The 24,150-nt window shown below is 44.7% G+C and carries 28 protein-coding genes; 19 read left to right on the top strand and 9 right to left on the bottom strand.

The features are described from left to right. The first annotated feature begins 68 nt into the window (after positions 1-68). Entirely contained in the window at positions 69-836 is a 768-nt protein-coding gene (gene yunB / locus ABZM97_RS16730; RefSeq protein ID WP_202328120.1) for a sporulation protein YunB, read from the top strand. Between the two features lie 27 nt (positions 837-863). On the opposite strand, the gene lytH is transcribed toward yunB, so the two are convergent. Beyond that, the gene (gene lytH / locus ABZM97_RS16725; RefSeq protein WP_087993330.1) at positions 864-1,844 is read right to left on the bottom strand and encodes an L-Ala--D-Glu endopeptidase; all 981 of its coding nucleotides are present in this window, start codon (positions 1,842-1,844) and stop codon (positions 864-866) included. Positions 1,845-2,080: 236 nt separating this feature from the next. Here lytH and lipA point away from each other — a divergent pair, with 236 nt between their 5' ends. Next, positions 2,081-2,977 (top strand): lipoyl synthase, encoded by an 897-nt coding sequence (lipA, locus tag ABZM97_RS16720; protein WP_087993329.1) that lies wholly within the window; start codon positions 2,081-2,083, stop codon positions 2,975-2,977. Between the two features lie 15 nt (positions 2,978-2,992). On the opposite strand, the gene ABZM97_RS16715 is transcribed toward lipA, so the two are convergent. Then, on the bottom strand, positions 2,993-3,628 hold the full coding sequence (locus ABZM97_RS16715) for a YhcN/YlaJ family sporulation lipoprotein (RefSeq protein ID WP_253268550.1): 636 nt from the start codon (positions 3,626-3,628) through the stop codon (positions 2,993-2,995). 113 nt (positions 3,629-3,741) lie between these two features. Between ABZM97_RS16715 and ABZM97_RS16710 the strand changes: the two genes are divergently transcribed. The 3 genes from ABZM97_RS16710 to nucF are packed head-to-tail and all read left to right on the top strand — an operon-like array spanning position 3,742 to position 5,274. Further along, on the top strand, positions 3,742-4,017 hold the full coding sequence (locus tag ABZM97_RS16710) for a YutD family protein (RefSeq protein WP_087993327.1): 276 nt from the start codon (positions 3,742-3,744) through the stop codon (positions 4,015-4,017). Between the two features lie 23 nt (positions 4,018-4,040). Further along, entirely contained in the window at positions 4,041-4,475 is a 435-nt protein-coding gene (locus ABZM97_RS16705; RefSeq protein WP_087993326.1) for a DUF86 domain-containing protein, read from the top strand. 28 nt (positions 4,476-4,503) lie between these two features. Further along, positions 4,504-5,274, top strand: a complete 771-nt coding sequence (gene nucF / locus ABZM97_RS16700; RefSeq protein ID WP_087993325.1) for a 5' nucleotidase NucF — start codon at positions 4,504-4,506, stop codon at positions 5,272-5,274. 25 nt (positions 5,275-5,299) lie between these two features. Here the strand turns inward: nucF and ABZM97_RS16695 are convergent, their stop codons facing one another. Further along, positions 5,300-5,800, bottom strand: a complete 501-nt coding sequence (locus tag ABZM97_RS16695; RefSeq protein ID WP_087993324.1) for a phosphatidylglycerophosphatase A — start codon at positions 5,798-5,800, stop codon at positions 5,300-5,302. 152 nt (positions 5,801-5,952) lie between these two features. Here ABZM97_RS16695 and cotNH point away from each other — a divergent pair, with 152 nt between their 5' ends. From cotNH to ABZM97_RS16670, 5 genes are all read left to right on the top strand, one after another. Next, positions 5,953-6,972, top strand: coding sequence for a spore coat-associated protein CotNH (gene cotNH / locus ABZM97_RS16690; RefSeq protein WP_202328122.1), 1,020 nt, complete (start codon positions 5,953-5,955; stop codon positions 6,970-6,972). Positions 6,973-7,172: 200 nt separating this feature from the next. After that, entirely contained in the window at positions 7,173-8,474 is a 1,302-nt protein-coding gene (locus tag ABZM97_RS16685) for a homoserine dehydrogenase (protein ID WP_087993322.1), read from the top strand. Continuing rightward, positions 8,474-9,532 carry a threonine synthase gene (thrC, locus tag ABZM97_RS16680; protein ID WP_087993343.1) on the top strand — a complete coding sequence of 353 codons (1,059 nt, stop codon included), beginning with the start codon at positions 8,474-8,476 and terminating at the stop codon, positions 9,530-9,532. The genes ABZM97_RS16685 and thrC overlap by 1 nt, the downstream gene beginning before the upstream one ends. Next, positions 9,529-10,458, top strand: coding sequence for a homoserine kinase (thrB, locus tag ABZM97_RS16675; protein ID WP_087993321.1), 930 nt, complete (start codon positions 9,529-9,531; stop codon positions 10,456-10,458). Before thrC ends, thrB begins: the two co-directional genes overlap by 4 nt. A 108-nt stretch (positions 10,459-10,566) precedes the next feature. Further along, positions 10,567-12,540 carry a prolyl oligopeptidase family serine peptidase gene (locus tag ABZM97_RS16670; RefSeq protein ID WP_367387002.1) on the top strand — a complete coding sequence of 658 codons (1,974 nt, stop codon included), beginning with the start codon at positions 10,567-10,569 and terminating at the stop codon, positions 12,538-12,540. A gap of 41 nt (positions 12,541-12,581) precedes the next feature. Here the strand turns inward: ABZM97_RS16670 and ABZM97_RS16665 are convergent, their stop codons facing one another. Further along, positions 12,582-12,878 carry a NifU family protein gene (locus ABZM97_RS16665; protein ID WP_250621913.1) on the bottom strand — a complete coding sequence of 99 codons (297 nt, stop codon included), beginning with the start codon at positions 12,876-12,878 and terminating at the stop codon, positions 12,582-12,584. Positions 12,879-13,014: 136 nt separating this feature from the next. Here ABZM97_RS16665 and ABZM97_RS16660 point away from each other — a divergent pair, with 136 nt between their 5' ends. Then, positions 13,015-13,341 carry a YuzD family protein gene (locus tag ABZM97_RS16660; protein ID WP_087993319.1) on the top strand — a complete coding sequence of 109 codons (327 nt, stop codon included), beginning with the start codon at positions 13,015-13,017 and terminating at the stop codon, positions 13,339-13,341. Between the two features lie 286 nt (positions 13,342-13,627). On the opposite strand, the gene ABZM97_RS16655 is transcribed toward ABZM97_RS16660, so the two are convergent. Then, positions 13,628-14,695, bottom strand: a complete 1,068-nt coding sequence (locus ABZM97_RS16655) for an NAD(P)/FAD-dependent oxidoreductase (protein WP_087993318.1) — start codon at positions 14,693-14,695, stop codon at positions 13,628-13,630. 262 nt (positions 14,696-14,957) lie between these two features. On the opposite strand from ABZM97_RS16655, the gene ABZM97_RS16650 reads away from it, so the two are divergent. The 4 genes from ABZM97_RS16650 to ABZM97_RS16635 all read left to right on the top strand — a co-directional run bounded on the left by ABZM97_RS16650 (position 14,958) and on the right by ABZM97_RS16635 (position 17,960). Then, positions 14,958-15,194, top strand: coding sequence for a YuzB family protein (locus ABZM97_RS16650; RefSeq protein ID WP_087993317.1), 237 nt, complete (start codon positions 14,958-14,960; stop codon positions 15,192-15,194). A 134-nt stretch (positions 15,195-15,328) separates the two neighbouring features. Further along, a complete protein-coding gene (locus ABZM97_RS16645; RefSeq protein ID WP_148964001.1) occupies positions 15,329-16,543 on the top strand; it encodes a NupC/NupG family nucleoside CNT transporter in 1,215 nt (404 codons plus the stop codon). Between the two features lie 121 nt (positions 16,544-16,664). Then, a complete protein-coding gene (gene dapF, locus ABZM97_RS16640; protein WP_367387001.1) occupies positions 16,665-17,519 on the top strand; it encodes a diaminopimelate epimerase in 855 nt (284 codons plus the stop codon). 78 nt (positions 17,520-17,597) lie between these two features. Beyond that, on the top strand, positions 17,598-17,960 hold the full coding sequence (locus ABZM97_RS16635) for an iron-sulfur cluster assembly accessory protein (protein WP_087993342.1): 363 nt from the start codon (positions 17,598-17,600) through the stop codon (positions 17,958-17,960). A 76-nt stretch (positions 17,961-18,036) separates the two neighbouring features. On the opposite strand, the gene ABZM97_RS16630 is transcribed toward ABZM97_RS16635, so the two are convergent. Continuing rightward, complete coding sequence (locus tag ABZM97_RS16630; protein WP_087993314.1) at positions 18,037-18,348, bottom strand: hypothetical protein; 312 nt, start codon at positions 18,346-18,348, stop codon at positions 18,037-18,039. Between the two features lie 13 nt (positions 18,349-18,361). Beyond that, entirely contained in the window at positions 18,362-19,783 is a 1,422-nt protein-coding gene (locus ABZM97_RS16625) for a lipase (RefSeq protein WP_253268547.1), read from the bottom strand. 110 nt (positions 19,784-19,893) lie between these two features. Between ABZM97_RS16625 and ABZM97_RS16620 the strand changes: the two genes are divergently transcribed. The 3 genes from ABZM97_RS16620 to ABZM97_RS16610 all read left to right on the top strand — a co-directional run bounded on the left by ABZM97_RS16620 (position 19,894) and on the right by ABZM97_RS16610 (position 21,439). After that, positions 19,894-20,181 carry a DUF1433 domain-containing protein gene (locus ABZM97_RS16620; protein ID WP_087993312.1) on the top strand — a complete coding sequence of 96 codons (288 nt, stop codon included), beginning with the start codon at positions 19,894-19,896 and terminating at the stop codon, positions 20,179-20,181. Positions 20,182-20,609: 428 nt separating this feature from the next. Continuing rightward, positions 20,610-20,924: a DUF1433 domain-containing protein gene (locus ABZM97_RS16615; RefSeq protein ID WP_253268546.1), complete on the top strand. Its 315-nt coding sequence runs from the start codon at positions 20,610-20,612 to the stop codon at positions 20,922-20,924. A 176-nt stretch (positions 20,925-21,100) separates the two neighbouring features. Continuing rightward, entirely contained in the window at positions 21,101-21,439 is a 339-nt protein-coding gene (locus ABZM97_RS16610) for a DUF1433 domain-containing protein (RefSeq protein ID WP_253268545.1), read from the top strand. A gap of 55 nt (positions 21,440-21,494) precedes the next feature. Here ABZM97_RS16610 and guaC read toward each other — a convergent pair whose 3' ends face one another. After that, a complete protein-coding gene (gene guaC, locus ABZM97_RS16605; protein ID WP_148963998.1) occupies positions 21,495-22,475 on the bottom strand; it encodes a GMP reductase in 981 nt (326 codons plus the stop codon). A gap of 277 nt (positions 22,476-22,752) precedes the next feature. On the opposite strand from guaC, the gene ABZM97_RS16600 reads away from it, so the two are divergent. Then, positions 22,753-22,893 (top strand): hypothetical protein, encoded by a 141-nt coding sequence (locus ABZM97_RS16600; RefSeq protein WP_087993310.1) that lies wholly within the window; start codon positions 22,753-22,755, stop codon positions 22,891-22,893. A gap of 38 nt (positions 22,894-22,931) precedes the next feature. Here ABZM97_RS16600 and yumC read toward each other — a convergent pair whose 3' ends face one another. Next, entirely contained in the window at positions 22,932-23,930 is a 999-nt protein-coding gene (yumC, locus tag ABZM97_RS16595) for a ferredoxin--NADP reductase 2 (RefSeq protein WP_087993309.1), read from the bottom strand. Positions 23,931-24,150 lie beyond the last annotated feature (220 nt).

Raw genomic sequence — 24,150 nt, 5'->3', positions numbered from 1 at the left:
AATTTGGCCCGGCTATTACTATGTCCCCTCTTACAAGCATACATTGTGATATGTAAGGGGGGATTTTCTTGCCAAGATATCGCGGCCCTTTTCGCAAGAGAGGACCTTTGCCTTTCCGGTACGTGCTGCTCTTGTCGGTTGCCTTTTTTATCCTTTCGACAACAGTCAGCCTCTGGATGATCAATGGCTCGATTAAACCTGTTTTAATGAGCATCGGCGAGATGGAAACGAAGCGTATAGCGACAGAGGTGATTCAGGATTCAATTGAGGATTATATGTCTGACAGTGAAAATATGAAAGATATGTTTCAAATGAATTCTGATGAAAACGGAAAATTAACGACAATCGATTTTAATACACAGGTTATAAACAGTGTGAAAACAAAAGTGACAAAGCAGCTTCAGGCTCATTTGAAAGAGATGGAAACCCACACCGGGCACAGCGGGGCCAGTGAGAATATAATGATCAACATTCCGCTGGGACAGGTAACAGGCAACAGTCTCCTCGGAAACCTGGGGCCAAAAATACCGGTCCGGTTCAATTTAATCGGTGACGCTTTTACAGATGTCAAAACCAAAATCAAGCCGTATGGCATTAATAATGCACTTATTGATATCAGCATCTTTGTCGAAATTAAAGTGAAGGTTATCATTCCGTTTGCAAGCAAAACCGCTGTCATCACAAATAACGTTCCTGTATCGATTAAAGCAGTACAGGGCGAAGTGCCGCAGTTTTATAACGGAAGCGGCGGCTCAGGTGTCACCCCTTCTGTCCAGCTTCCAAGCAGCGAAGAAGAGGACGGTGCCGATTCGAAAAGTGAAAAAGGCAGTCAATAAGCCGCCTGTTTTAGAGGCGGCTTTTCGTTATTTCTTTTTTTTGTACTCATAACGCTCCCACGCTCTCAAATGCGGGTATGGATCAAACGACCATTCGGTTTTTCCGTTATCTTTATACATGCCGTAGTGAAGGTGCGGCGGGAACTTCCCGGCGGTTCCCGGCGGGCCGTATCCTGAGCTGCCGACTGACCCGATCACTTGGCCGGGCTCAACGATTTGCCCTGCTTTTATCCCTTTGGCAAAGCCATTAAGATGGGCAAAATAATGATACGTATTGTTAATGTCTCTGATGCCGATTCTCCATCCGCCAAAGCGGTTCCAGCCTTTCATTTCAACTACGCCGTAACAGGTGGATCTGACCGGAAGGCCGTAACGGGCAAAAATATCCGTGCCTTCATGAATCCGTCTCCCTCCGAAGCCGCGTGCATCTCCCCACGTGCTTCGATAGCTGTAATCGGTTCTGATCGGAAGCGGAAACGCATGCTCGTCCAGATCAATATGCCCGTAAGTTTTAAACAGCTTCATGAATTCAGAGATGATCCCCACCGTCTGGTCACGCCGGTAATAATTCCAAAGCCCGATGCGGATGTTGTTTTCATCTGTGCCATACGACAGCAAGTATTGGCTGAATGTATACAAAATATCGTCATCATTGCTGACCTCGGCTTTCCCGTCACCGTCACCATCCATACCGATTCCGTCAAACACTTTAATGCTCAACGGCGCATCGTCTTTCGGATTCGGGTTTTCAGGTCCGCTCCAGATTTCATCGGGTATATAGATGCTGATAATTCCCGCTTTGTCAGGCAGGTCTTTTCGGTTGCTTCGCACATTTTCCTCGTATTGATCTACTGCGGCGAGCGCATACCAAGGAATTTGCGTCACAGCCTCGACTTTATGATATAATTCCATCCGTTTCGACAGCACTGAATCAGAAAGCTTTTTTGCAAACGCAGAAGGCTCAAACGCAAACAAAAGGAGAAGAAGAGCGGATAACAAAACTTTCACAAAAATAATCTCCTTTCATATTGAATACACATAGTTTGCGGCAAGCCGGCTTAAAAATGTCAGTAATCATCTTCCCTTGTCGAGAAATTTTTCCTATGTTAAAGTGTCTAAAGAAAAGACTTTCTTTAGTTAGAAAAACATGATTTATGCTGCAGAAAAAAAACCTGCACCTTTCTCGTTTTCAGAATGTTTCGTGCCAGAAATTTGAGTATATTGGATATTGGAGATGATGGGAATTGGCAAAGAAAGACGAACACCTCAGAAAGCCCGAATGGCTCAAAATCAAATTAAATACAAATGAAAACTATACAGGGCTCAAAAAACTCATGCGGGAAAACAACCTGCATACCGTATGCGAAGAAGCTAAATGTCCGAATATTCATGAATGCTGGGCGGTCAGACGTACAGCGACATTTATGATTTTAGGTTCTGTTTGCACAAGAGCATGCCGTTTTTGTGCTGTCAAAACGGGCCTTCCAACTGAGCTTGATCTGCAAGAGCCGGAACGCGTAGCGGATTCTGTCGCCCTTATGAATCTGAAACACGCGGTCATTACGGCTGTTGCGCGTGACGACCAGAAAGACGGCGGAGCTGGCATTTTCGCGGAAACGGTCCGTGCGATCCGCAGAAAAAGCCCGTTCACGACAATTGAGGTGCTCCCGTCTGATATGGGCGGAAACTACGATAACCTGAAAACCTTGATGGATACACGCCCAGACATCCTGAATCACAATATCGAAACGGTTCGCCGCCTGACGCCAAGAATCCGCGCGCGCGCGACGTACGACCGTTCACTGGAATTTTTGCGCCGTGCGAAAGAAATGCAGCCTGATATTCCGACAAAATCAAGCATCATGATCGGACTCGGTGAAACGAAAGAGGAAATTATTGAAGTTATGGACGACCTCTTGGCAAACAACGTGGATATTATGGCAATCGGCCAATATCTGCAGCCGACGAAGAAACACTTGAAAGTCCAAAAATACTATCACCCTGACGAATTTGCAGAATTAAAGGAAATCGCGATGCAAAAAGGCTTCAGCCACTGTGAAGCCGGTCCGCTTGTCCGTTCATCTTACCATGCCGATGAACAGGTGAACGAAGCATCTAAAAAGCGCCAAGCACAAGCATAATGCCAAAACGCCAGATCATCTGGCGTTTTTGTCATTCCTATTGATTTTCATGTCCTGGCGGGTTTCTCCGTTGGCATTTTCATTCTCTGAGACAGGGCTTCCTTGCGGAGAGGTTTTCATTTCTTCAATCGTCCTCGACATGTTCTCTCTGATATTTCTGGAACCGGAGCCGATATGGCTGTCATTTTCGATGGACTGCATATGGTTTGGGTTATCGGAAATATACACATGATAGTATCGCGGAATCACTGAAGCGGCTGTTTTTTTCACCTGATCGGCCGTCAGCTCGCGGTTTTTGGAATCGGTTTTGTATACGACAAGCGCTTCTTGATCGGTCACCAGCGTTGCAGCCTCTTGAATATGGGGGAGCTGAACCGTTAAACTTGATATCATGTGAGCGGTTTCTTTCCGGTTCATCACCGGTGCTTGCTGCTGTTCGCCGTCGAATTGTTCTTTTTGATAGCGGACATAGCCAAATTGTTCGTTCTTATCATGCCGGTTAAAAGCCTCGTTGCGGTCAGACACATGAATGGGTCTGGTTTGATTCTGCGTCTGATTTTGGGCGTTTTGCTCGGCATTATCAAATCCTGCGCCTCCGCACCCGGATAAAAGCCCAGTCAACAGGCAGAGACTGACAGCAGTTCGTTTCATATATAAATCCCTCCTCATATGTAGGGTAGCCAAATCGCATGATTTATTCTTTAGCAATTGATGGGGACGGGGCAATGAATTATGATAGGAATGAGTGAAAAAGAGGTGAGATCATGATTCTTATTCAAAATGCCGAATTTGAATTGGTGCACAATTTCAAAGAAGGCTTCAACGAAGAGGCTTTTAAAGCCCGCTACTCCGATATTTTAAATAAATACGATTATATTGTGGGAGACTGGGGGTACGGTCAGCTCAGGCTCAAGGGCTTCTTTGACGACCAGAATCAAAAGGCAACCTTCGAAACGAAAATCAGCACACTAGATGAATACATTTACGAATACTGCAATTTCGGCTGTGCGTATTTTGTCTTGAAACGGATCAGAAAATAAACATACACAAAGGGGATGCTGTCATGTATTTTGTTGACAGAAACAAGATCGAGCAAACACTCGGGTTCTTTGAGCACCAGCTGGCGCTTTTTAACTCACAAAGAGATTGGCAGTCTGAAATCGAGAGACTGGCGCTTGATCGTATAGGCCATCTCTTAATCGAGTGCATTCTGGATACAGGCAATGACATGATTGACGGTTTTATTATGCGGGACCCGGGCAGCTATAATGACATTATGGACATACTTGTTGATGAAAAAGTTGTCACGGAAAAAGAGGGAACTGAGCTCAAGAAATTGATCGCCTACCGCAAAACATTGGTTCAGCAGTACCTGCTCGCTGACAGCGCCGAGCTTTACAGGCTGATCACGGCGCATCAGACAGCTCTTCAAGACTTCCCGAAACGGATCAGAAGCTACTTGGAAACAGAGCTTGGCCCTGTTTCCGCGTTTAAATAACAACTGGAAAGCCACAGGAGTGTTGGACATGAAAACATATAAAGGGTATTTAATTGATTTAGACGGAACAATGTACAATGGCACGGAAAAAATCGAGGAAGCGTGTGAATTTGTCAGAACGCTGAAAGCGCGCGGCGTTCCTTATCTTTTCGTGACAAACAACTCTTCGCGCACACCGAAGCAGGTGGCGGACAAGCTCGTGTCTTTTGATATTCCTGCAACGGAAGAGCAGGTCTTCACGACCAGCATGGCGACTGCCCAGCATATCGCCCAGCAGAAAAAAGACGCGTCTGTGTATGTGATCGGGGAAGAAGGAATCCGTCAGGCGATTGAAGAAAACGGCCTGACGTTTGGCGGGGAAAACGCGGATTTTGTCGTTGTTGGTATTGACCGTTCCATTACATACGAAAAATTTGCTGTCGGCTGCCTGGCCATCAGAAATGGCGCCCGCTTTATTTCCACAAACGGAGATATTGCGATCCCCACCGAAAGAGGCCTCCTGCCTGGAAACGGTTCGCTGACATCTGTATTAACCGTATCCACAGGCGTACAGCCGGTATTTATCGGCAAGCCGGAATCCATCATTATGGAGCAGGCGATGCGCGTTCTCGGAACGGATGTGTCCGAAACACTCATGGTCGGCGACAACTACGCGACGGACATTATGGCCGGCATTAACGCCGGTATGGATACGCTGCTTGTGCACACAGGCGTAACAAAAAGAGAGCATATGACAGACGATTTGGAAAAACCGGCTTACGCCATTGACTCACTGACTGAATGGATTCCATACATTTAAAAAAGGGCGCCCCAAAAGGGTGCCCTTATTCTGTGTGCCGCGCGCGGTGTGCGAGCCTGCTTGAGGCCGCCGCGGAAATCGCTCCGACGATGTCATCTAGAAAGGTATGGCATTCGCCGGTTGATTTATCATTCAAATGTTTAAGGATTCCGGGTTTTTCTTTATCGATGTAACCGTAGTTCGTAAACCCGATTGATCCGTAAATATTCACGATGGAAAATGCCAGAACCTCATCCACTCCATATAAACTTTCATCTGTTTCCAGCATCGTTTGCACTGGTTCAGACAGTTTTTTCTGCTCAGCAAGAACATCCAATTCAATGCCCGTTAAAATTGCGTTTTGCACCTCGCGTTTTGCGAGAACGCGATTGACGTTCAACGTGCATTCATCAATGTGTAAATCCGGATGATATTTTTTTTGCAGGAAAAAGACTAGCTCGGCAATGTCTGACACCTCAACGCCGCGCTCCTTCATCCGTGCTCTTGCTTTTGCTTCCATCTGGCTGATTTGTTCGTTTTCTGACATCAGTTTCACCCAATCTTTTTTACTAGTTTATACAAAATATTTGAGATGTTTACGACTTTTTCTTGCGTCTTCGTCGGATTAAAATATGTATTCATAATTCCGGACGTGTATGACTACGATGTGATGAGCCCTAATTCAATAGGCAGGTGATCATGGTGAAAGGCACAATAAAAGAAAAATATGGTATTCATATCAGACAGCTTTCCATGTATCAACACACATATCAATGCTTTCAGACACCGAATTCATTCTTTCTGATTGTCCCCGTTTCCCAATTCTCAGATACAGAGTTGGCGGAGCTTTATTACATGAGTCAGTATTTACAAGAACAAAGTGACCCATACGTTCCGATTTTTATCTTTACAAAACAAGGTGAGCTGACATTTGAACATGAGGGAAAAACGTACGCTCTGCTAAAAGCGGCACCACCTTATTCAAACCGGGCGTTCTCCATTGGGGCGGAACTGGCTGAATTTCACCGAAAAGGCAGAGGGTACCCGTATGAAGTGAAAGCAGCCGGAAGAATCGGCCAGTGGAAAGATTTGTGGGGAAAACGCATTGATCAGCTGGAAGTGTTTTGGCAGCGAAAGGTTCAAACTCCTCCGCACGAGCCATTCGACAAAAAAATGATCGAATCATTTCCATATTATTTAGGACTGTCAGAAAACGCGATACAATATTTAGTGGACACTGAGCTGGATGACAAACCCCAAGCCGCTGATTCTGGAACGATATGCCATCAGCGGATGGAAAGACATACGTGGTCATCCGAATCTTTGATCAGGATTCCTGCGGATTGGGTATTTGACCACGCTTCACGCGATTTGGCTGAGTATATGAGGCATACGTTTTTGCATCACAGACAAGATTTTAATCAGCAGGGCTTTCTCTTTTTACAGGAATACGAGAAAATCACACCGCTGTCTTCGTTTTCAAAACGTCTCCTGTACAGCCGTCTGCTCTTTCCGCTTCATTATTTTGAAATCGTGGAGAGCTACTACATGTCATCAGAATCAGAAAAGCATTATTATGAAGAGCAGCTTGACTTCATTCTGAATGATTGCGGACGCTATGAACAATTTCTTAATACAGCACAGGAATTCATGAATATGCGGGCGCAGAAGCCATTTGTTCCCCGCGTAAGCTGGCTCGGCAAAGGAAGCCGCGGATGAGGAGAAAATCTGACAAAAATAATTAGAAAATAAAGAATCTTGTCATATCAGTAGGTTAAGCGTTTACATTCGTAAAATTCAGCCTATTGCTATCTTGTCAAAACAAGAGCGGGCTTATATAATGTTTGTAACTTATATGTCTGTGTTGAGTTAACAATTGTCTTTTTTGAGAGGACAATTAAACGAAAGGTGGAGTTTTTTTGAAAGCGATTCGTGTAGGGCTTTTAGGTTTAGGTACCGTCGGAAGCGGTGTCGTTAAAATTATTCAAGACCATCAGGATAAGCTGATGCATCAAGTCGGCTGTCCGGTTACGATAAAAAAAGTGCTTGTAAAAGATCTAGAGAAAAAGAGAGAAGTAGACTTGCCGAAGGAAGTGCTCACGACAGAAGTGTATGATGTCATCGATGATCCAGATGTTGATGTCGTTATCGAGGTAATTGGCGGAGTGGAGCAGACAAAACAATATTTGGTCGATGCGCTCAGATCCAAAAAGCATGTTGTCACAGCAAACAAGGATTTAATGGCTGTGTACGGTTCCGAGCTGCTTGCGGAAGCGAAGGAAAATGGCTGTGACATCTACTTTGAAGCCAGTGTTGCCGGCGGGATTCCGATTCTGCGCACGTTAGAGGAAGGCCTCTCATCAGACCGGATTACAAAAATGATGGGGATCGTGAACGGAACAACGAACTTTATCTTAACAAAAATGATCAAAGAAAAAAGCCCTTACGAGGAAGTGCTCAAGGAAGCGCAGGATCTCGGTTTTGCCGAAGCTGATCCGACTTCAGACGTGGAAGGGCTTGACGCCGCAAGAAAAATGGCGATATTGGCGCGCCTCGGCTTCTCGATGAACGTGGATCTCGACGACGTCAAAGTAAAGGGAATCTCCCAAATTACAGACGAGGACATCAGCTTCAGCAAACGCCTCGGCTATACGATGAAGCTGATCGGGATTGCGCAGCGTGACGGCAGCAAAATTGAAGTCAGCGTACAGCCGACACTGCTTCCTGACCACCATCCGCTTTCTGCTGTGCATAATGAGTTTAACGCCGTTTACGTATACGGCGAGGCTGTCGGTGAGACGATGTTCTACGGACCGGGAGCCGGAAGCATGCCGACTGCGACATCCGTTGTTTCTGATCTTGTCGCCGTCATGAAAAATATGCGCCTCGGCGTAACCGGCAACAGCTTTGTTGGGCCGCAATACGAGAAAAACATGAAGTCTCCGTCAGACATTTACGCGCAGCAATTTTTAAGAATTCATGTTAAAGATCAGGTCGGTTCATTCTCGAAAATTACGTCTGTCTTCTCAGAACGGGGCGTGAGCTTTGAAAAGATCCTTCAGCTGCCGATTAAAGGCCATGATGAGTTAGCAGAAATCGTGATTGTCACGCACCATACATCAGAAGCTGATTTCAGTGATATCCTGCAAAACCTAAATGATTTGGAAGTCGTTCAAGAAGTCAAAAGCACATATCGTGTAGAAGGGAACGGTTGGAGTTAATGTGGAAAGGACTAATCCATCAATATAAAGAATTTTTACCTGTAACAGATCAAACACCGGCGCTTACTTTACATGAAGGAAACACACCTCTTATTTACCTGCCGAAGCTGTCTGAACAGCTGGGAATTGAACTTCATGTCAAAACGGAAGGCATCAATCCTACAGGGTCATTTAAAGACCGCGGAATGGTCATGGCTGTGGCGAAAGCAAAAGAAGAAGGCAACGACACGATTATGTGCGCGTCTACAGGAAACACTTCCGCTGCTGCGGCTGCATATGCAGCCCGCGCTAACATGAAATGCATCGTGATCATCCCGAACGGCAAAATCGCGTTTGGAAAACTGGCTCAAGCTGTCATGTACGGAGCTGAAATTATCGCTATTGACGGAAACTTTGACGATGCGCTTAAAATTGTCCGCTCCATCTGTGAGAAATCACCGATTGCCCTTGTCAACTCAGTTAATCCTTACCGTATTGAAGGCCAAAAAACAGCTGCCTTCGAAGTGTGCGAACAGCTGGGAGAAGCGCCGGATGTTTTGGCCATCCCGGTCGGAAACGCAGGAAACATTACGGCATACTGGAAGGGATTCAAGGAATATCATGAGAAAAACGGCACTGGCCTTCCGAAAATGCGCGGATTTGAAGCGGAAGGCGCGGCGGCAATTGTGCGCAATGAAGTAATTGAAAATCCGGAAACAATAGCGACAGCCATTCGTATCGGAAACCCTGCAAGCTGGGACAAAGCTGTAAAGGCAGCTGAGGAATCCAACGGGAAAATTGACGAAGTCACTGATGATGAAATCCTTCACGCGTATCAGCTGATCGCCCGTGAAGAAGGTGTGTTTGCAGAACCGGGTTCTTGCGCGTCTATCGCAGGAGTGTTGAAACAGGTGAAGTCCGGAGACATTCCGAAAGGCAGCAAGGTCGTCGCTGTTTTAACAGGAAACGGACTGAAAGATCCGAACACAGCGGTCGACATTTCAGAAATCAAGCCGGTCACATTGCCGACTGATGAAGACAGCATTCTTGAATATTTAAAAGGAGCGGCCCGTGTATGAACGAAGCCGGCATGCTGTTCACGGTCACTGTTCCCGGAAGCACGGCTAACCTAGGCCCGGGTTTTGATTCAGTCGGAATGGCGCTCAGCAGGTATTTGAAGCTGACCGTCTTTGGAAGCGACAAATGGTCTTTTGAAGCTGAAACAGAAACAGTCGCCGGAATTCCGGCGGGTACAGATAATCTGATCTATCAAGTGGCAAAACGGACAGCAGATTTGTACGGAAAAGAAATGCCGCCTGTCCATGTGAAGGTATGGAGCGATATCCCGCTCGCTCGCGGCCTTGGCAGCAGCGCCGCGGCGATTGTAGCGGCCATTGAACTGGCTGATGAATTATGCGGCTTAAAGCTGTCTGAAGCGGACAAGCTGCATTTAGCCAGCCTTGAAGAAGGACACCCGGATAATGCGGGCGCTTCTCTCGTTGGCGGGCTTGTCATCGGCCTGCATGAAGATGACGAGACACAAATGATCCGTGTCCCGGATGCTGACATTGACATTGTCGTTGTTATTCCTTTTTACGAGGTGCTGACAAGGGACGCAAGAGACGTGCTTCCGAAAGAGTTTCCGTATGCGGACGCTGTAAAAGCAAGTGCCGTCAGCAATTTGCTCGTTGCTGCGATCATGTCCAAGGATTGGCCGCTTGTCGGGAAAATCATGAAGAAGGATATGTTCCATCAGCCGTACAGGGCGATGCTTGTCCCCGAATTGTCAAAAGTAGAACACGTCGCCGAGATGAAGGGCGCATATGGAACGGCTCTCAGCGGAGCAGGCCCGACGATTCTCGTGATGACTGAAAAAGGAAAGGGAGCAAAGCTGAAAGAGCAGCTCACGCTTCATTTCCCTCATTGCGAAGTAGACGCTTTGACCGTTCCAAAAGAGGGAAGTATAATAGAGCGAAATCCTTTATATCAAGTAAAAAGTGTATAGAATATGCCAAGCGTTCCTCAGCGTCAGCGGAGGACGCTTTTTTTCTGCTGGAGATAAAGGAGTTTTTATTTAGAAAAACGAAATACATGTAAAAAGGAGGAGATGAATATGAAAAAGCTGATAACCGCAGAAGACATCACAGCGATTGTCTCTGTGACCGATCCTCAATACGTCCCAGACGGCAGCCGTGCCGCATACGTGCAGTCGCAAGTGAATCAAGAGAAAGATTCGTATACATCAAATATATGGGTTTATGAAACGAAAACCGGCGGGTCTGTTCCTTGGACATATGGAGAAAAGCAGAGTACGGACCCAAGATGGTCTCCGGACGGGCGTACGCTTGCCTTTATTTCTGATCGTGAAGACGATATAGCACAGCTCTATCTCATGAGCGCTGAAGGCGGAGAAGCGAGAAAGCTGACGAATATACCGTATGGCGTGTCAAAGCCGGTATGGTCCCCGGATGGCGAGTCGGTGCTTGTCACTGTCAGTTTGGGAGGGGAGGAAAGGATTGATGATCAAAAGAAAAAAGAGCCGGACAGCTTTGAACCTGTGGAAGTGCAAGGCCTTTCCTATAAACGGGACGGTAAAGGGCTGACAAGAGGTGCGTATGCCCAACTAGTGCTTGTCAACTTGAAGAGTGGCGAGGTAAAGCAGCTGACAAACCGCAAAGCTGATCACGGTGATCCTGCTTTTTCTCCTGATGGCAAATCGCTTGTTTTCTCAGCTGATCTGACGGAAGCGGATGATGCCAGCAAGCTGCATGACGTCTGCATGATGTCGCTCGAGACTGGGGATTTCAAGGTGATTACGTCTCATCGCGGCTCATTCGGACCAAGCTCATTTTCACCGGACGGAAGGTATCTTGCTTTGCTTGGGCATGAACAGGAATATCAGAATGCAACGCTCGAAAAGGCGTGGCTTTATGATCTCGAACAAGACCGCCTTACATGTCTGACTGAAATGCTTGACGTTCATTTAGCGGATGCGCTCATTGGAGATTCATTGATCGGAGGTGCCGAGCAGCGCCCGGTTTGGACAAAAGACAGCCAAGGGTTTTATGTCATCGGCACAGATCAAGGCAGTACGGGAATCTACTATATATCTATTGAAGGCCTTGTGTATCCGATTCGTATCGAAAAAGAGTACATCAATAGTTTTTCCATTTCACCTGACGAACAACACTTTATTGCGAGTGTGACAAAGCCGGACAGACCGAGTGAGCTTTACAGCATCCCGCTTGGGCAGAAAGAGAAACGCCTGACTGGCGTGAATGACAAGTTTGTCGGCGAGCATACGATGTCAATACCTGAAGATATTCAATATGTCACAGAAGACGGCGTGACGGTGAACGGCTGGCTGATGAAGCCTGCACAGACTGAAGAGGAAACATCATATCCTCTTATTCTCAACATACACGGCGGTCCGCACATGATGTACGGGCATACATATTTTCATGAATTTCAAGTGCTGGCGGCGAAAGGATACGCGGTAGTGTATATCAATCCGAGAGGAAGCCACGGCTACGGCCAGGAATTCGTGAATGCCGTCAGAGGAGATTATGGAGGAAAGGATTATGAGGATGTGATGCAGGCAGTGGATGAGGCCATCAAACGAGATCCGCAGCTTGATCCTGAGCGGGTAGGTGTCACGGGCGGAAGCTATGGAGGCTTTATGACCAACTGGATCGTTGGACAGACGAATCGCTTTAAAGCCGCCGTCACCCAGCGTTCGATATCAAATTGGGTCAGCTTTCACGGCGTCAGTGATATCGGCTATTTCTTCACAGACTGGCAGCTTGAGCATGACATGTTTGCAGACACAGAAAAGCTCTGGGACCGTTCCCCTTTAAAATACGCAGCAAACGTGGAGACACCGCTATTGATTCTGCATGGCGAGCGAGATGACCGGTGCCCGATTGAGCAGGCGGAGCAACTATTTATCGCCTTGAAAAAAATGGGCAAGGACACCATGCTCGTCCGTTTTCCAAAAGCGTCGCACAATTTGTCACGCAGCGGACACCCGGGGCAGCGGATCAAGCGCCTAAATTATATCAGCTCATGGTTTGATCAATATCTCTAATAAAAAAGCCAGGCTGATCAAATATCAGCCTGGCTGCTTTATTAAAAGACTTGTTCTACTTCAACGACACCCGGCACTTCTTCAAGAAGAGCGCGTTCAATTCCGGCTTTCAGCGTAATTGTTGAACTTGGACAGCTGCCGCATGCGCCTAGAAGACGAAGCTTAACGATACCTTCATCTATGTCTACAAGCTCACAGTCACCGCCGTCACGAAGTAAAAACGGACGAAGTTTGTCCAGTACTTCCTGCACCTGTTCTTTCATTTCAACTTCAGTCATGACATTCGCTCCTTTCGTCATCATAAAACCATTATATTCAGTGTAACAATAAAAATCTATTGTTTAGTTTGAAAAGTTGCTTTCCCTATTATAGCACATTCAGACTTGAACACAAAAACGGTTTTTTTCTATCAAAACGTCTTTTGGCTCTGTATACTGAAAAGAAAGGACTACAGGGAGAAGGGGGCGTTTATCAGTGACAAAACCAGTCATGCTCAGCGTCTACGGCGCAGAAACCATTTGTGCAAGCTGTGTCAATATGCCGACAGCCAAAGATACGTACGAGTGGCTTGAGGCTGCGCTGAAAAGAAAATATCCAAATCAGCCTTTTGCGATGCAATATATCGATATTTATGAGCCGCCTGACAATAAACAAGAGAAAGAGCTTGCGGAAAAAATCAGAAATGATGAGTATTTTTATCCTCTTGTTCTCGTAGAAGACAAAATTGTCGGTGAAGGCAATCCGACATTAAAAGACGTCTATAAGGAAATGGAGAAGTATGGGTATACAGAAAACCGCTGACAAGATCAGCGGTTCCAGCGTGTGGACAAACCCTCGTATTCGTTGTCAAGCTTGTGCGTTGGTGCTCACGTGTTATGAAAGGAACGGCGGTTAAATGCTTAGGCGTCCTGCCTAAACATTTAACCGCCGTCATCACATCCTGTGAAAGTCCGCTCCAATGCTCGCCTTTCCTAGACTTCAAGGGTTTTCAAACACGCTGAAAAGATGAAACCGGCTAAAACTAAAACCGTTTCAGCCGTCTGTAATCATTAAAACCGCTGACAAGATCAGCGGTTCTTCTCTATCATTAACCGTTATGGTGTTTATACATCCACAGCAAGCCGGATTTCAGCATGCGCGGAACACGGCCGATCAGCGGACGGTCAGCAACAAGGCCGAAGCCGGATTTTTTTCCAAGTGAGCCAAGAACGCCTTTCAGCTTAAACTGCGGCATTGACTCTGGAAGGGCTTCTCCATTCCAGCGTTTTTGCAAGATTTGGACAATCTGCTCTGCTTGAGCCTCTGCAAGCTGAGCGCTCGGTGCATGAGGAAGGCTGGCGCAATCACCGACAACGTACAAATGTTCATCACCGGGAAGATTGTGATGCGGCGTTAATACGATACGCCCTTGTGCATCCTTCTCCACATCTAAATTCCTGACGACTTTGTTCGGCTGTATGCCAGCGGTCCATACGATGGCGTCCGCAGAAATCGGATCATCGTGGTTATACACAACGCCTTCTTCTACTTTGGTGATATTTGCCCTGTTAATAATGCGGACACCGTGCTCTTCGAACCATTTTTGCACATATTTGCTCAAACGCTCGGGAAAGCTTGATAAAATGAGATCGCCGCGGTCAAACAAAATAATGTTCAGGTCGTCACGGCTTTCCCTCAATTCACTTGCAAGCTCAACGCCGCTTAAGCCCGCGCCGACAATGGCGACAGTGGCATTAGCGCTCAGGTTATTCAGCTTTTGATAAGTTTCTCGGGACTGGTCGATGGTTTGAATGCTATAGGTGAATTCAGGCGCTCCCGGCACGTTGTGATATTTATCCTCACAGCCGAGCCCGATCACGGCGTCATCGTAAGAAATCGGTTCACGATCATGGAACAGCACTTGTTTTTGTGCAATATCAATTGATGAGATATCTCCGTATTGGACATCCAGGCGAGGGTGCTCTGGGAATGACACTCTGATATGATGGTCAGAAATTGTGCCTGCGGCAAGGGCATAATATTCTGTTTTCAAGCAGTGATAAGGATTTCTGTCAATTAACGTGATTAAAACATCATCAGGCAGCTGGTTTGGCAATAAGCGATGAAGAACACGCATATTCCCGTAACCTCCGCCGATCAAGACCAATTTTTTCATTTGAATTCCCCTTTAATCCGAAGAGTATGATAGACACATTGAAGAAAATACGAACTATGTAAAATAACATCTAGAATTATATCGAATTTGATCTAAAATCACAATAATAGTTTGAAAATAACCTACAAATTAGCCTGAAAGCGCAAATTAGTAAAACGTTATTCTGGAAATGATATGTTGCGATAATAAATTTTGAAGAATCTATTGTCTTTGACGAATGGTGAAAAATTCGCGATAATGGACATATGTGAGGTGAAACCGCATGAATCCAATGATTGAATTTTGTGTCAGCAATCTGGCTCACGGCTCTCAGGAAGCCCGGGCGATTTTGGAGAAAGATCCAAACCTGGATGTCCTCGAATACGGCTGCTTAAGCTACTGCGGGAAATGCATGGAGTCGCTTTTCGCTCTTGTAAACGGAGAAGTCGTCATGGGTGAAACGCCTGCTGAGCTTGTTGAGAATATATATACATTTATTGAAGAAAACCCAATGTTTTGAAGAAAAGGGCCTGGACAGGCCCTTTTTATTTTGTCGTCCAAAAGAACTAAAAAAATGTGTAGACATCAAAAACGATTATTGTTATCGTATAAAAGATTTGTTTTAAATAAATGTTAAGAGGTGTAGGTGTATTCATGAGTGTTCTCTGGGGACTGCTGGGCGCAGTTGCGATCATTGCTATCGCGTTTTTATTTTCAGAAAAGAAAAGCAATATTAAAATAAGAACCGTCATCGTTGGTTTATGCATACAGGTGGCGTTTGGATACATCGTGTTAAAATGGGAAGCGGGACGCGCTGTTTTTTTATGGTTTTCAAGCCGTGTACAGCTTCTGATTGATTATGCGAATGAAGGCATCAGCTTTATTTTTGGACCGCTTCTAAAAGTCGGCGACAGTCCGGCATTTGCCTTAAGTGTACTGCCCGTTATCATTTTCTTCTCAGCACTGATTGCCGTTTTATATCACTTGAAAATCATGCAGCTCGTTTTCCGTGTCATCGGGGGCGGATTGTCGAAGCTTCTTGGGACAAGCAAAACGGAATCTCTTGCGGCTTCTGCTAATATTTTTGTGGGACAATCCGAATCTCCATTAGTGATCAGGCCCCTGATTGCCGGTCTGACGCGCTCTGAATTGTTCACGATTATGACGAGCGGTCTATCGGCTGTTGCGGGTTCAACCTTGTTTGGATACGCGCTTCTCGGTATCCCGATTGAATACTTGCTTGCGGCCAGCTTTATGGCTGCTCCGGCTGGCCTTGTCTTTGGTAAATTGATTATACCCGAAACAGAAAAGCCGCAAACCGTAAAAAGCGATTTCAAAATGGATGAAGGAGAAGGCGCAGCCAATGTCATTGACGCAGCTGCAAAGGGAGCGTCAACCGGACTGCAAATTGCCTTAAACGTCGGAGCGATGCTGCTTGCGTTCGTTGCATTAATCGCCGTAGTAAACGGTGTTCTTGGCGGAGTATTCGGCTTGTTCGGCTTAAAAGGTGTCACATTAGAATCCATTCTCGGCTATGTGTTTTCTCCAATCGCCTTTTTAATTGGCGTTCCTTGGCATGAAGCGTTGCAGGCAGGAAGTTATATCGGCCAGAAATTGGTGCTGAATGAGTTTGTCGCTTATTCTAACTTCGGTCCGCACATCGGTGAGTTTTCTAAGAAAACCGCTACGATTATCAGCTTCGCGTTATGCGGATTCGCCAATTTTTCATCAATTGCGATTATGCTTGGTACGCTTGGCGGTTTAGCGCCTAGCCGCCGTTCGGATATCGCGCGCCTCGGCCTGAAGGCTGTTCTTGCGGGAACATTAGCCAATCTGCTCAGCGCAGCCATTGCCGGCATGTTTATATAAACGATAAAAGCTCCTTGCGATTTGCAAGGAGCTTTTATGTATGAAAAACGGGGGATAATTATATTGTGTCCGTTTATAATAGCTTTTATACTAAGAAAAAGAAAAAAAGTTGGAGGCACCTATGAATTCATTTCGATTTACCAAAATGCACGGTCTGGGTAACAGCTATATCTATGTGAATCAATTTGAAGAGCAGCTCCCGGAAGAAAAACTGTCTGAGATTGCAATTCAGGTTTCTTCTGTTTATACAGGGATCGGTTCCGACGGAATGATCCTGATATGCCCTTCAGATCAAGCGCCTGTTAAAATGCGGATTTTTAATAATGACGGGTCTGAAGGGAAAAATTGCGGCAATGGTTTGCGTTGCGTCGCAAAATACGCGTATGAGCATAAGCTGGTTGAGGAAACATCTTTTCTGATTGAAACCCTCTCCGGGCTTGTGAGAGCGGAGGTTCAAGTTGAAAATGGGAAAGTGAATGTGGTTACTGTCGATATGGGCGAACCGCGCCTGACAAAAGCGGAGCTTCCGATGCTTGACGGCGGGGAAGAGCACACGATCAATGAAACGATGGCATTTGGTGAAGTTGAACTAACAGGCACTGCCGTTTCAATGGGAAATCCCCATATCGTTTTTCCGATCGCTGACATTGAACAGGCACCTCTGACGACACTAGGACCGGTGATTGAAAAAGATCCGAGATTTCCGGAAGGCGTCAATGTGGAATTCGTCGAAACCGTGAATGATCATGAGTTGCATTTCCGCGTCTGGGAACGGGGATCAGGTATTACTCAGGCATGCGGGACAGGAGCATGTGCAGCTGCGGTTGCATCTGTGTTAAACGGTGTATCAAAACGAAATCAGGACATCACGGTGCATTTAGCAGGCGGAGATTTGGTGATTAACTGGAAAGACAACGGCCATGTGATGATGAGAGGGCCGGCTGAGACCGTTTGCGAGGGTGTCTATTTTTTGTAAAACACCTCGTTTGAGAATTGAACGAATCATGTTTATAATAAAAGACAACATCCGGTTTTTAAAAGGAGGTTCATAATGATGAGCAACCCGGTAACAATTACAGAAGCAGCTGCTTTGCATATAAAAGATATGATGAAAGAGCATGAAGAAGAAAACGCGCTTTTACGAGTAGGCGTAAAAGGCGGCGGCTGCAGCGGCCTTTCATACGGTATGGGCTTTGAACATGAAAAAGGTGAAAAAGACAGTGTATTTGAGGAACATGGCATCACTGTTCTCGTTGACAAGGACAGCCTTGATATCATGAACGGCACCATCATTGATTTTAAACAATCCATGCTTGGCGGCGGTTTCACCATCGACAACCCAAATGCCATCGCCTCATGCGGCTGCGGTTCTTCGTTTAGAACAGCGACGAATGCTGGTAAGCCTGAAGAGTGCTAAAAAAGTGGAACGCCCCTTACTGTGAAGTGGGGCGTTTTTTGTTCTAAAATAAATAAAGATGCTCGATTTTACGTCTTTATCTCGTTTTAAAGCTACTAACAAAAGTTTCTCCGTCGTTTTCCGCGTTAACGATCAGCTGGGCACTTTCACTGATACGCTGAGCAAGTGCTTTTTGCGCTTTTCCCTCGAAGCTGTATAAAAGGGCTGAATACACGTCGTTTAATTCTTCCTGCAGCGAATTCATCTCGAACTTTGGTTTAAGATTTTTACGAACCGTCTCTAACTTAGTATTTGCCACTTGCGTCATACCTGCTTTTAACATTTGACGCTGCAGCTGTTTTCGCATTGGATCATCTTTATGTTCTAAAAGGTTATCTAATGTTGGCATTGCTTTGTCACTCCTATAATCTAAGCCAATTGGCAAGCATTTGATCTTTTTCCTCAAAGTCATCGGCGATTTTATTCAAGAAGCCGCCTATCTCCTCCAGGTCTGTAATCGCTGCCTGCAATGAGTCTATGTAGGATTGTTCTGCCTGTGTATCGTAAAATATCGGTCCTTTATCGTAAGATTGGGCTATGTCCTCTAACGTATTGGTTACATCCTGTGCATTAAGCTGATCATAAAAGCCATGCCCAACTTGACCGTAAAATTCCGTTTTTAGTTCAGCAACTTTTTCATCGTGCTCTTGATAAGCATTTTGTGCTTCTTTTTTCATCGTTCTCAGATCCTCGACCATCGCGTCAACTTTTTCGGCCAGTTTTTTCGCACTTTTGGGAGTGACTTTAATGGCATCCCCGCCGCCGATCGCGCCAGCCGGCAGCATAGCATTCATATTTTTATCGTATACAAGCTCATCACCGTTTACGTTCGTGATATTTCCGTTTTCATCAAACGTAAAGTTGGCCTCATTTAGACCGTGTGTATCTGGATCGCGAACAATAACTGTGTCTATAAAGTAGGCAAGGTTCTTAGCGATTTGGTCACCCCATCGCCCGCTAAGTCTTTGTTTGCGGTTGAAATTCGATAGAGCGGGATTTTTTGTGTAAATTGTGGTCCCATTGTGGCGGTCATACTCGTTCCAGTAGCCGGCTCCGACCATATCGTCCGGGTTGATGATAGACCTCAAGTAAGGGTCGTACAAGCCATCGTTTATTTCTTTTTGCTTGTTATCAGTATGTAGTTTGAGAACAGAAGGGCTGTTAAACGCGACCGCATAAATATCATTATTTACCGCACTGTATTCGGCTTCTGCGCCCCCAAGCGAATGACCGGTTGTTGAAACAATCGTCGATGTTCCGTTATACTTTCTTTTAACTTCCTTAACGAGCTGATCTGCTTGGTCGATTTGCGATGTTTTCGTAATGAGTTTATAGTCTCCGGTTGTAAGCAGCGCGTCTTGAGAAGGTGTTGCGTTGTATTTTCCGAGTGTTTTAGACGTGTCTTTCGCGTCCTTTTTAACGATATAATGAGCTTCTTTTTTGGGGTCGCTTCCAAAAACAATGTTGCCGCCGTCAGCTTTTACACCATCATTGATCGGGTCTTTTCCGAGATCGGTTCCTGCAAAGGATACGACAACATTTTCTGGATGATTTGATTTAACCCATTTGCCGTTTTTCTGTTCTGCTTGTACTAATACAACCGCGTCAAGTCCTGTGTCATCGTCTGATTTTATTTGGTCAACATACCACCGGGAAGAAGATTTTAATTTTAATGGTTTTTGTGTTTTTAAATGATTTTTAATGGTTTCATAATCATAAGATATTTGGCTTATATAAAAGTAATCTCGATCACTGATTTTTGGCACATTAATGTTTTCAGACATGTACAACACCTCAAAGTTGATGTAAAATTAATATAAGAAAGGATGAGTTTGTGAAAAAAAACATAATTATCCTAATCTCTGCAGTAATTATAGCATTAGGAGGTATTTACATGAAGTACCAACACGATAAAGATAAAGCAGAACAAGAACTTTTTAACCAAGCGAAAGATAAAATGGAAAGCTATATAAAAGCCAATTACAACAATATAAATCAAATTACATACTATAATGAGTACAAAATAAATCCTATGGGCGGTATTTCTGTAAAAGGGTACTTGAATGGTAATAAGGAAAAAGAATTCTTTGGACTTTATGATGAAACTAATGACGAAATAGGAGTTTCGTCGGTGGATGCGGAAGAGAAGCAGGAATGTCAGGAGAAAGAGTGTGAATACTAGACGCCAATTAAGGCGTCTCATTTTGTCACCTTTCAAACATCATTTGCACATAGTCTTCTATAGCTGATAATGATGTCATCTATTAATTATTTAATACATTTAGGGTTTTCTCAATTCTTTTGAGTTCTAACCGTTTGGTTTTTCTTCCCCCAAAGACCCCTATAGTGCCAGCCTCACGTAAGCCTCAACAGCTAATTTGTTCTTAGTGATACTTAGGCTCGTCCAGTATATCGGAAAGCATTTTCTGTTGCTCAGAAATCAAGCACAGACAGTGCAAGAATGATTCGGCGCCGTTGTTCTTTAGTTTCTTTTGAGATAATCATAGTTATAAGCACTTTGGTCATCCTATAATATGTTTCAGTTCTTGCTCAAGATATGCAGCACCTTTCATGTCATATAAAATAATGTAGGGAAAGGATGCTCTTTTTTTGAAAAAATACCTTATTATTTTACCTTTGTTAATTATAGCCGTTGGAGGAATGCTTATGAAGCACTATGTGGTGAAAAAGGAAGAAAATGCTCTTTTTGAAAAAGCTAATAGTAAAATGAGTGAATACCTTCATAGTGAATACAACGGTATAGAGAAAATTTCTTATTACGATGATTATTTTATTGATCCAACTGGTGGAATTACCGTTGAGGGATATCTTAATGGCGATAAAACTAAAGAGTTTGATGGCTTATATGATCCTGTTAGTGACAAAATAGGAAGCTTCTCTGTGGATGCGGAAGAAAAGTCTTAAGACGCCTAGATGGCGTCTATTTTTGTATGTCACCGTATATTTCCTCTAATATCATGGGACATTTTTCTAGTCTGCGTGCTACATGTGTACTTCATTTACCGCATTGTATTCGGTCTCTGCACCGCCGAGTGAATGCCCGGATATAAATTAAAAATTAATGTATGAAGGGTGATCCTATGAAAAAATACATTTTTATCCTAATGATAATTAATATAGCAGTTGGTTTTATAATGAAGAATATTAATGATAAAAATGAACAGCCAGAAGAGGTAAAGATTGCTCAAGAACGAATGGAGAAATTTATCAAAGCAAATTATGAAGGAATACATAACGTTACATTTAAAGATAAATACGAAATAGATCAAATGGGTGGAATATTGGTATTTGGCTATTACAACAAAGATACATCTAATAAATTTGACGGTATTTACGATAAGGCAAATGACAAAATCGAAGGACATACCATAGATGCGATAAGAAAAAAAGAATGCAGAGACGATGATTGTGATTACTAAAGGTAAATATTATCTGAATGTGAAAAAGCACCCACATCCGGGTGCTTTTCATATATTAATACTTATCCCCATTAAAAATCGAATTCTTCACAATCACATAATCCACATTGCGGATCGCGTCAAGCTTCGTTCCACCTGCATAAGAAATAGAAGATTGCAGATCCTGTTCCATTTCAATCAGTGTATCCTTGATAGAGCCTTTATGCGCCACGTGCATTTTTTTGCCTTCTACATTTTTCTTTTCGCCTTTTTGGAATTCAGAGGCTGAGCCGAAGTACTCTTTGTAGAGCTCTCCGTCTTTTTCGATCGTTTGGCCTGGTGATTCTTCATGTCCGGCAAATAGTGAACCGATCATGACCATCGTTGCGCCGAATCTGATTGATTTTGCGATATCGCCATGTGTGCGGATGCCGCCATCTGCGATAATCGGTTTGCTGGCTGCTTTGGCGCACCAGCGCAGCGCCGCTAACTGCCAGCCACCTGTGCCGAAGCCGGTTTTGATTTTCGTAATACATACTTTTCCCGGACCGATGCCGACCTTAGTGGCATCCGCTCCCGCATTTTCAAGCTCTCTGACCGCTTCCGGCGTTCCGACATTGCCGGCAATGACAAAGCTGTCCGGCAAATGTTTTTTGAGATGCTGGATCATTTCGATAACGGCATTTGAATGACCGTGCGCAATGTCAATTGTCACGTAATCGGGAGTCAGGTTTTCTTCTGCCAGCTGGCGGACAAATTCATACTCCTCATCTTTGACGCCCACGCTGATAGAAGAGAATAATCCGCGTGCGTTCATATCTTTCATAAAATCAATTCGTGTTTCAGGCTCAAATCGGTGCATCACATAAAAGTAGCCATTTTCGGCTAATTGAATGGCTAGCTTTTCATCTATAATCGTCTGCATATTGGCAGGAACGACGGGCAATTTAAATGTGCGTCCGCCTAAACGTACGGATGTATCGCATTCTGAACGGCTGTTCACAATGCATTTTGCAGGAATTAGCTGAATATCTTCGTAATCAAATACGTTTTCCATGTTTTTCACTCCTAAAAACGAATATTTAAAAGAATAATAAATGAAATGTTCGCCTTGTATAATGTACTCTGTTTTATTTAGGATGTCAAACGTTTTTATTTGCTTACAGGTGTGGGCAAGCGCCGATGCTTGTCATGCACAGTGAGTTTGGGTATGATAGTTTTAACGAATGGTCTTAGGGAGCGGATCAAAACGCGAATCATATACGTTCAGCAAAGCTTGGTCGTTCAGCACCAGGCTTTCTTTATGACATGAACGTGTGAAAGGAGCGAATCAGATGACTCAAAATGAAGGAAAAACACCGAAGTCGCAAAAGATCCAAGATCGCATTATCATGGCAATGATCTGGATCGTCGCAGCCCTTGTGATTGCGCTGGTTATTGGAACTGCGATGAATTACATCAATATCTTCAAATAAAAAAGGAGCTGTGTCGCTGACACAAACTCCTTTTTTTATTATTTGTTTTCAAAAAGACTTGTTGAGTGAAGAGGCTGTACACGGGCTTTTGGATCCATGTAAGCTTTGGCGTTGTTCACTGCTGTCGGCGCCTCGCCGAAGCCGCTTGCGATCAGGTTGACTTTTCCTTCGTATGTGCAAATGTCACCTGCGGCAAAGAAGCCTTCGATGTTTGTTTCCATTGTTGATTTGACGACAATAGAATTTTTCTCGATGTCCAGACCCCAGTTTTTAATCGGTCCAAGAGATGAAACGAAACCGTAGTTGACGATTAAGTCATCAATTTCTAAAATCTCTTTGCGATCGCCTTTCACTTCTTCAAGCACTAGCTGTTCAATTTTGTCTTCCCCGATCAGCTCCGCAGGGACGAATGGTGTCAGGACATTAACCTTCGACGCATGAAGGTTTTCCACACTGTGCTCGTGCGCGCGGAACTTATCGCGGCGGTGAATGATGGATACTTCTTTTGCGATTGGCTCAAGCATAAGCGCCCAGTCAACCGCTGAATCTCCGCCGCCAAGGATCGCAACCCGTCTGCCGGCGAATTTTTGCAAATCGTCAACGAAGTAGTGAAGGTTTTTGCCTTCATACTGCTCTGCATTTTCAAGTTCCAGCTTTCTCGGTTTGAATGCGCCGTTTCCTGCAGTGATGATCACTGTTTTGGAGTAGTGGATTTCTTCATTTGTCACAAGCTTAAACACGCCGTCCGCTTGTTTTTCAACAGATTCAACCGCTTGCTCCAGACAAATGGTTTGGTCGAATTTCGCCATTTGCTCTTTTAGGTTATTGATAAGTTCTTGTGCGCGGATTTTCGGGAACCCCGCTACATCATATATATACTTTTCAGGGTATAGGGCGCTAAGCTGTCCGCCGAGTTGAGGCAGGCTTTCGATAATTTTGACGCTTGCCTGTCTCATTCCTCCGTAAAAAGCGGTGAATAAGCCGACCGGTCCCCCGCCTATAATGGTAATATCATAAACCGTTGTATCCTCTCGCATACGAAAATGGCCTCCTAAATGAAAATTGTTATTAATTATACCATATTGCCGTTCAAATTGACGAGTCAGCAGAAAAAATCGTAAGTGTATAAAGTGCGCATTCATTCTTGAAAAATTTTCCGTAGGCCGATACGATGATAACCAAATGAATTGATCTTTTTCTGAATGTTTCTTGGGCCAGTCGGATAAGTATGATAGTAGTTCTATGCGTAAGGACTTC

It is taken from the genome of Bacillus vallismortis (genome assembly GCF_040784915.1).
In the GTDB taxonomy this organism is placed as follows: domain Bacteria; phylum Bacillota; class Bacilli; order Bacillales; family Bacillaceae; genus Bacillus; species Bacillus subtilis_G.
Note: the sequence above shows the minus strand (reverse complement) of the source record. Positions and strands in the feature narration are given on the sequence as shown.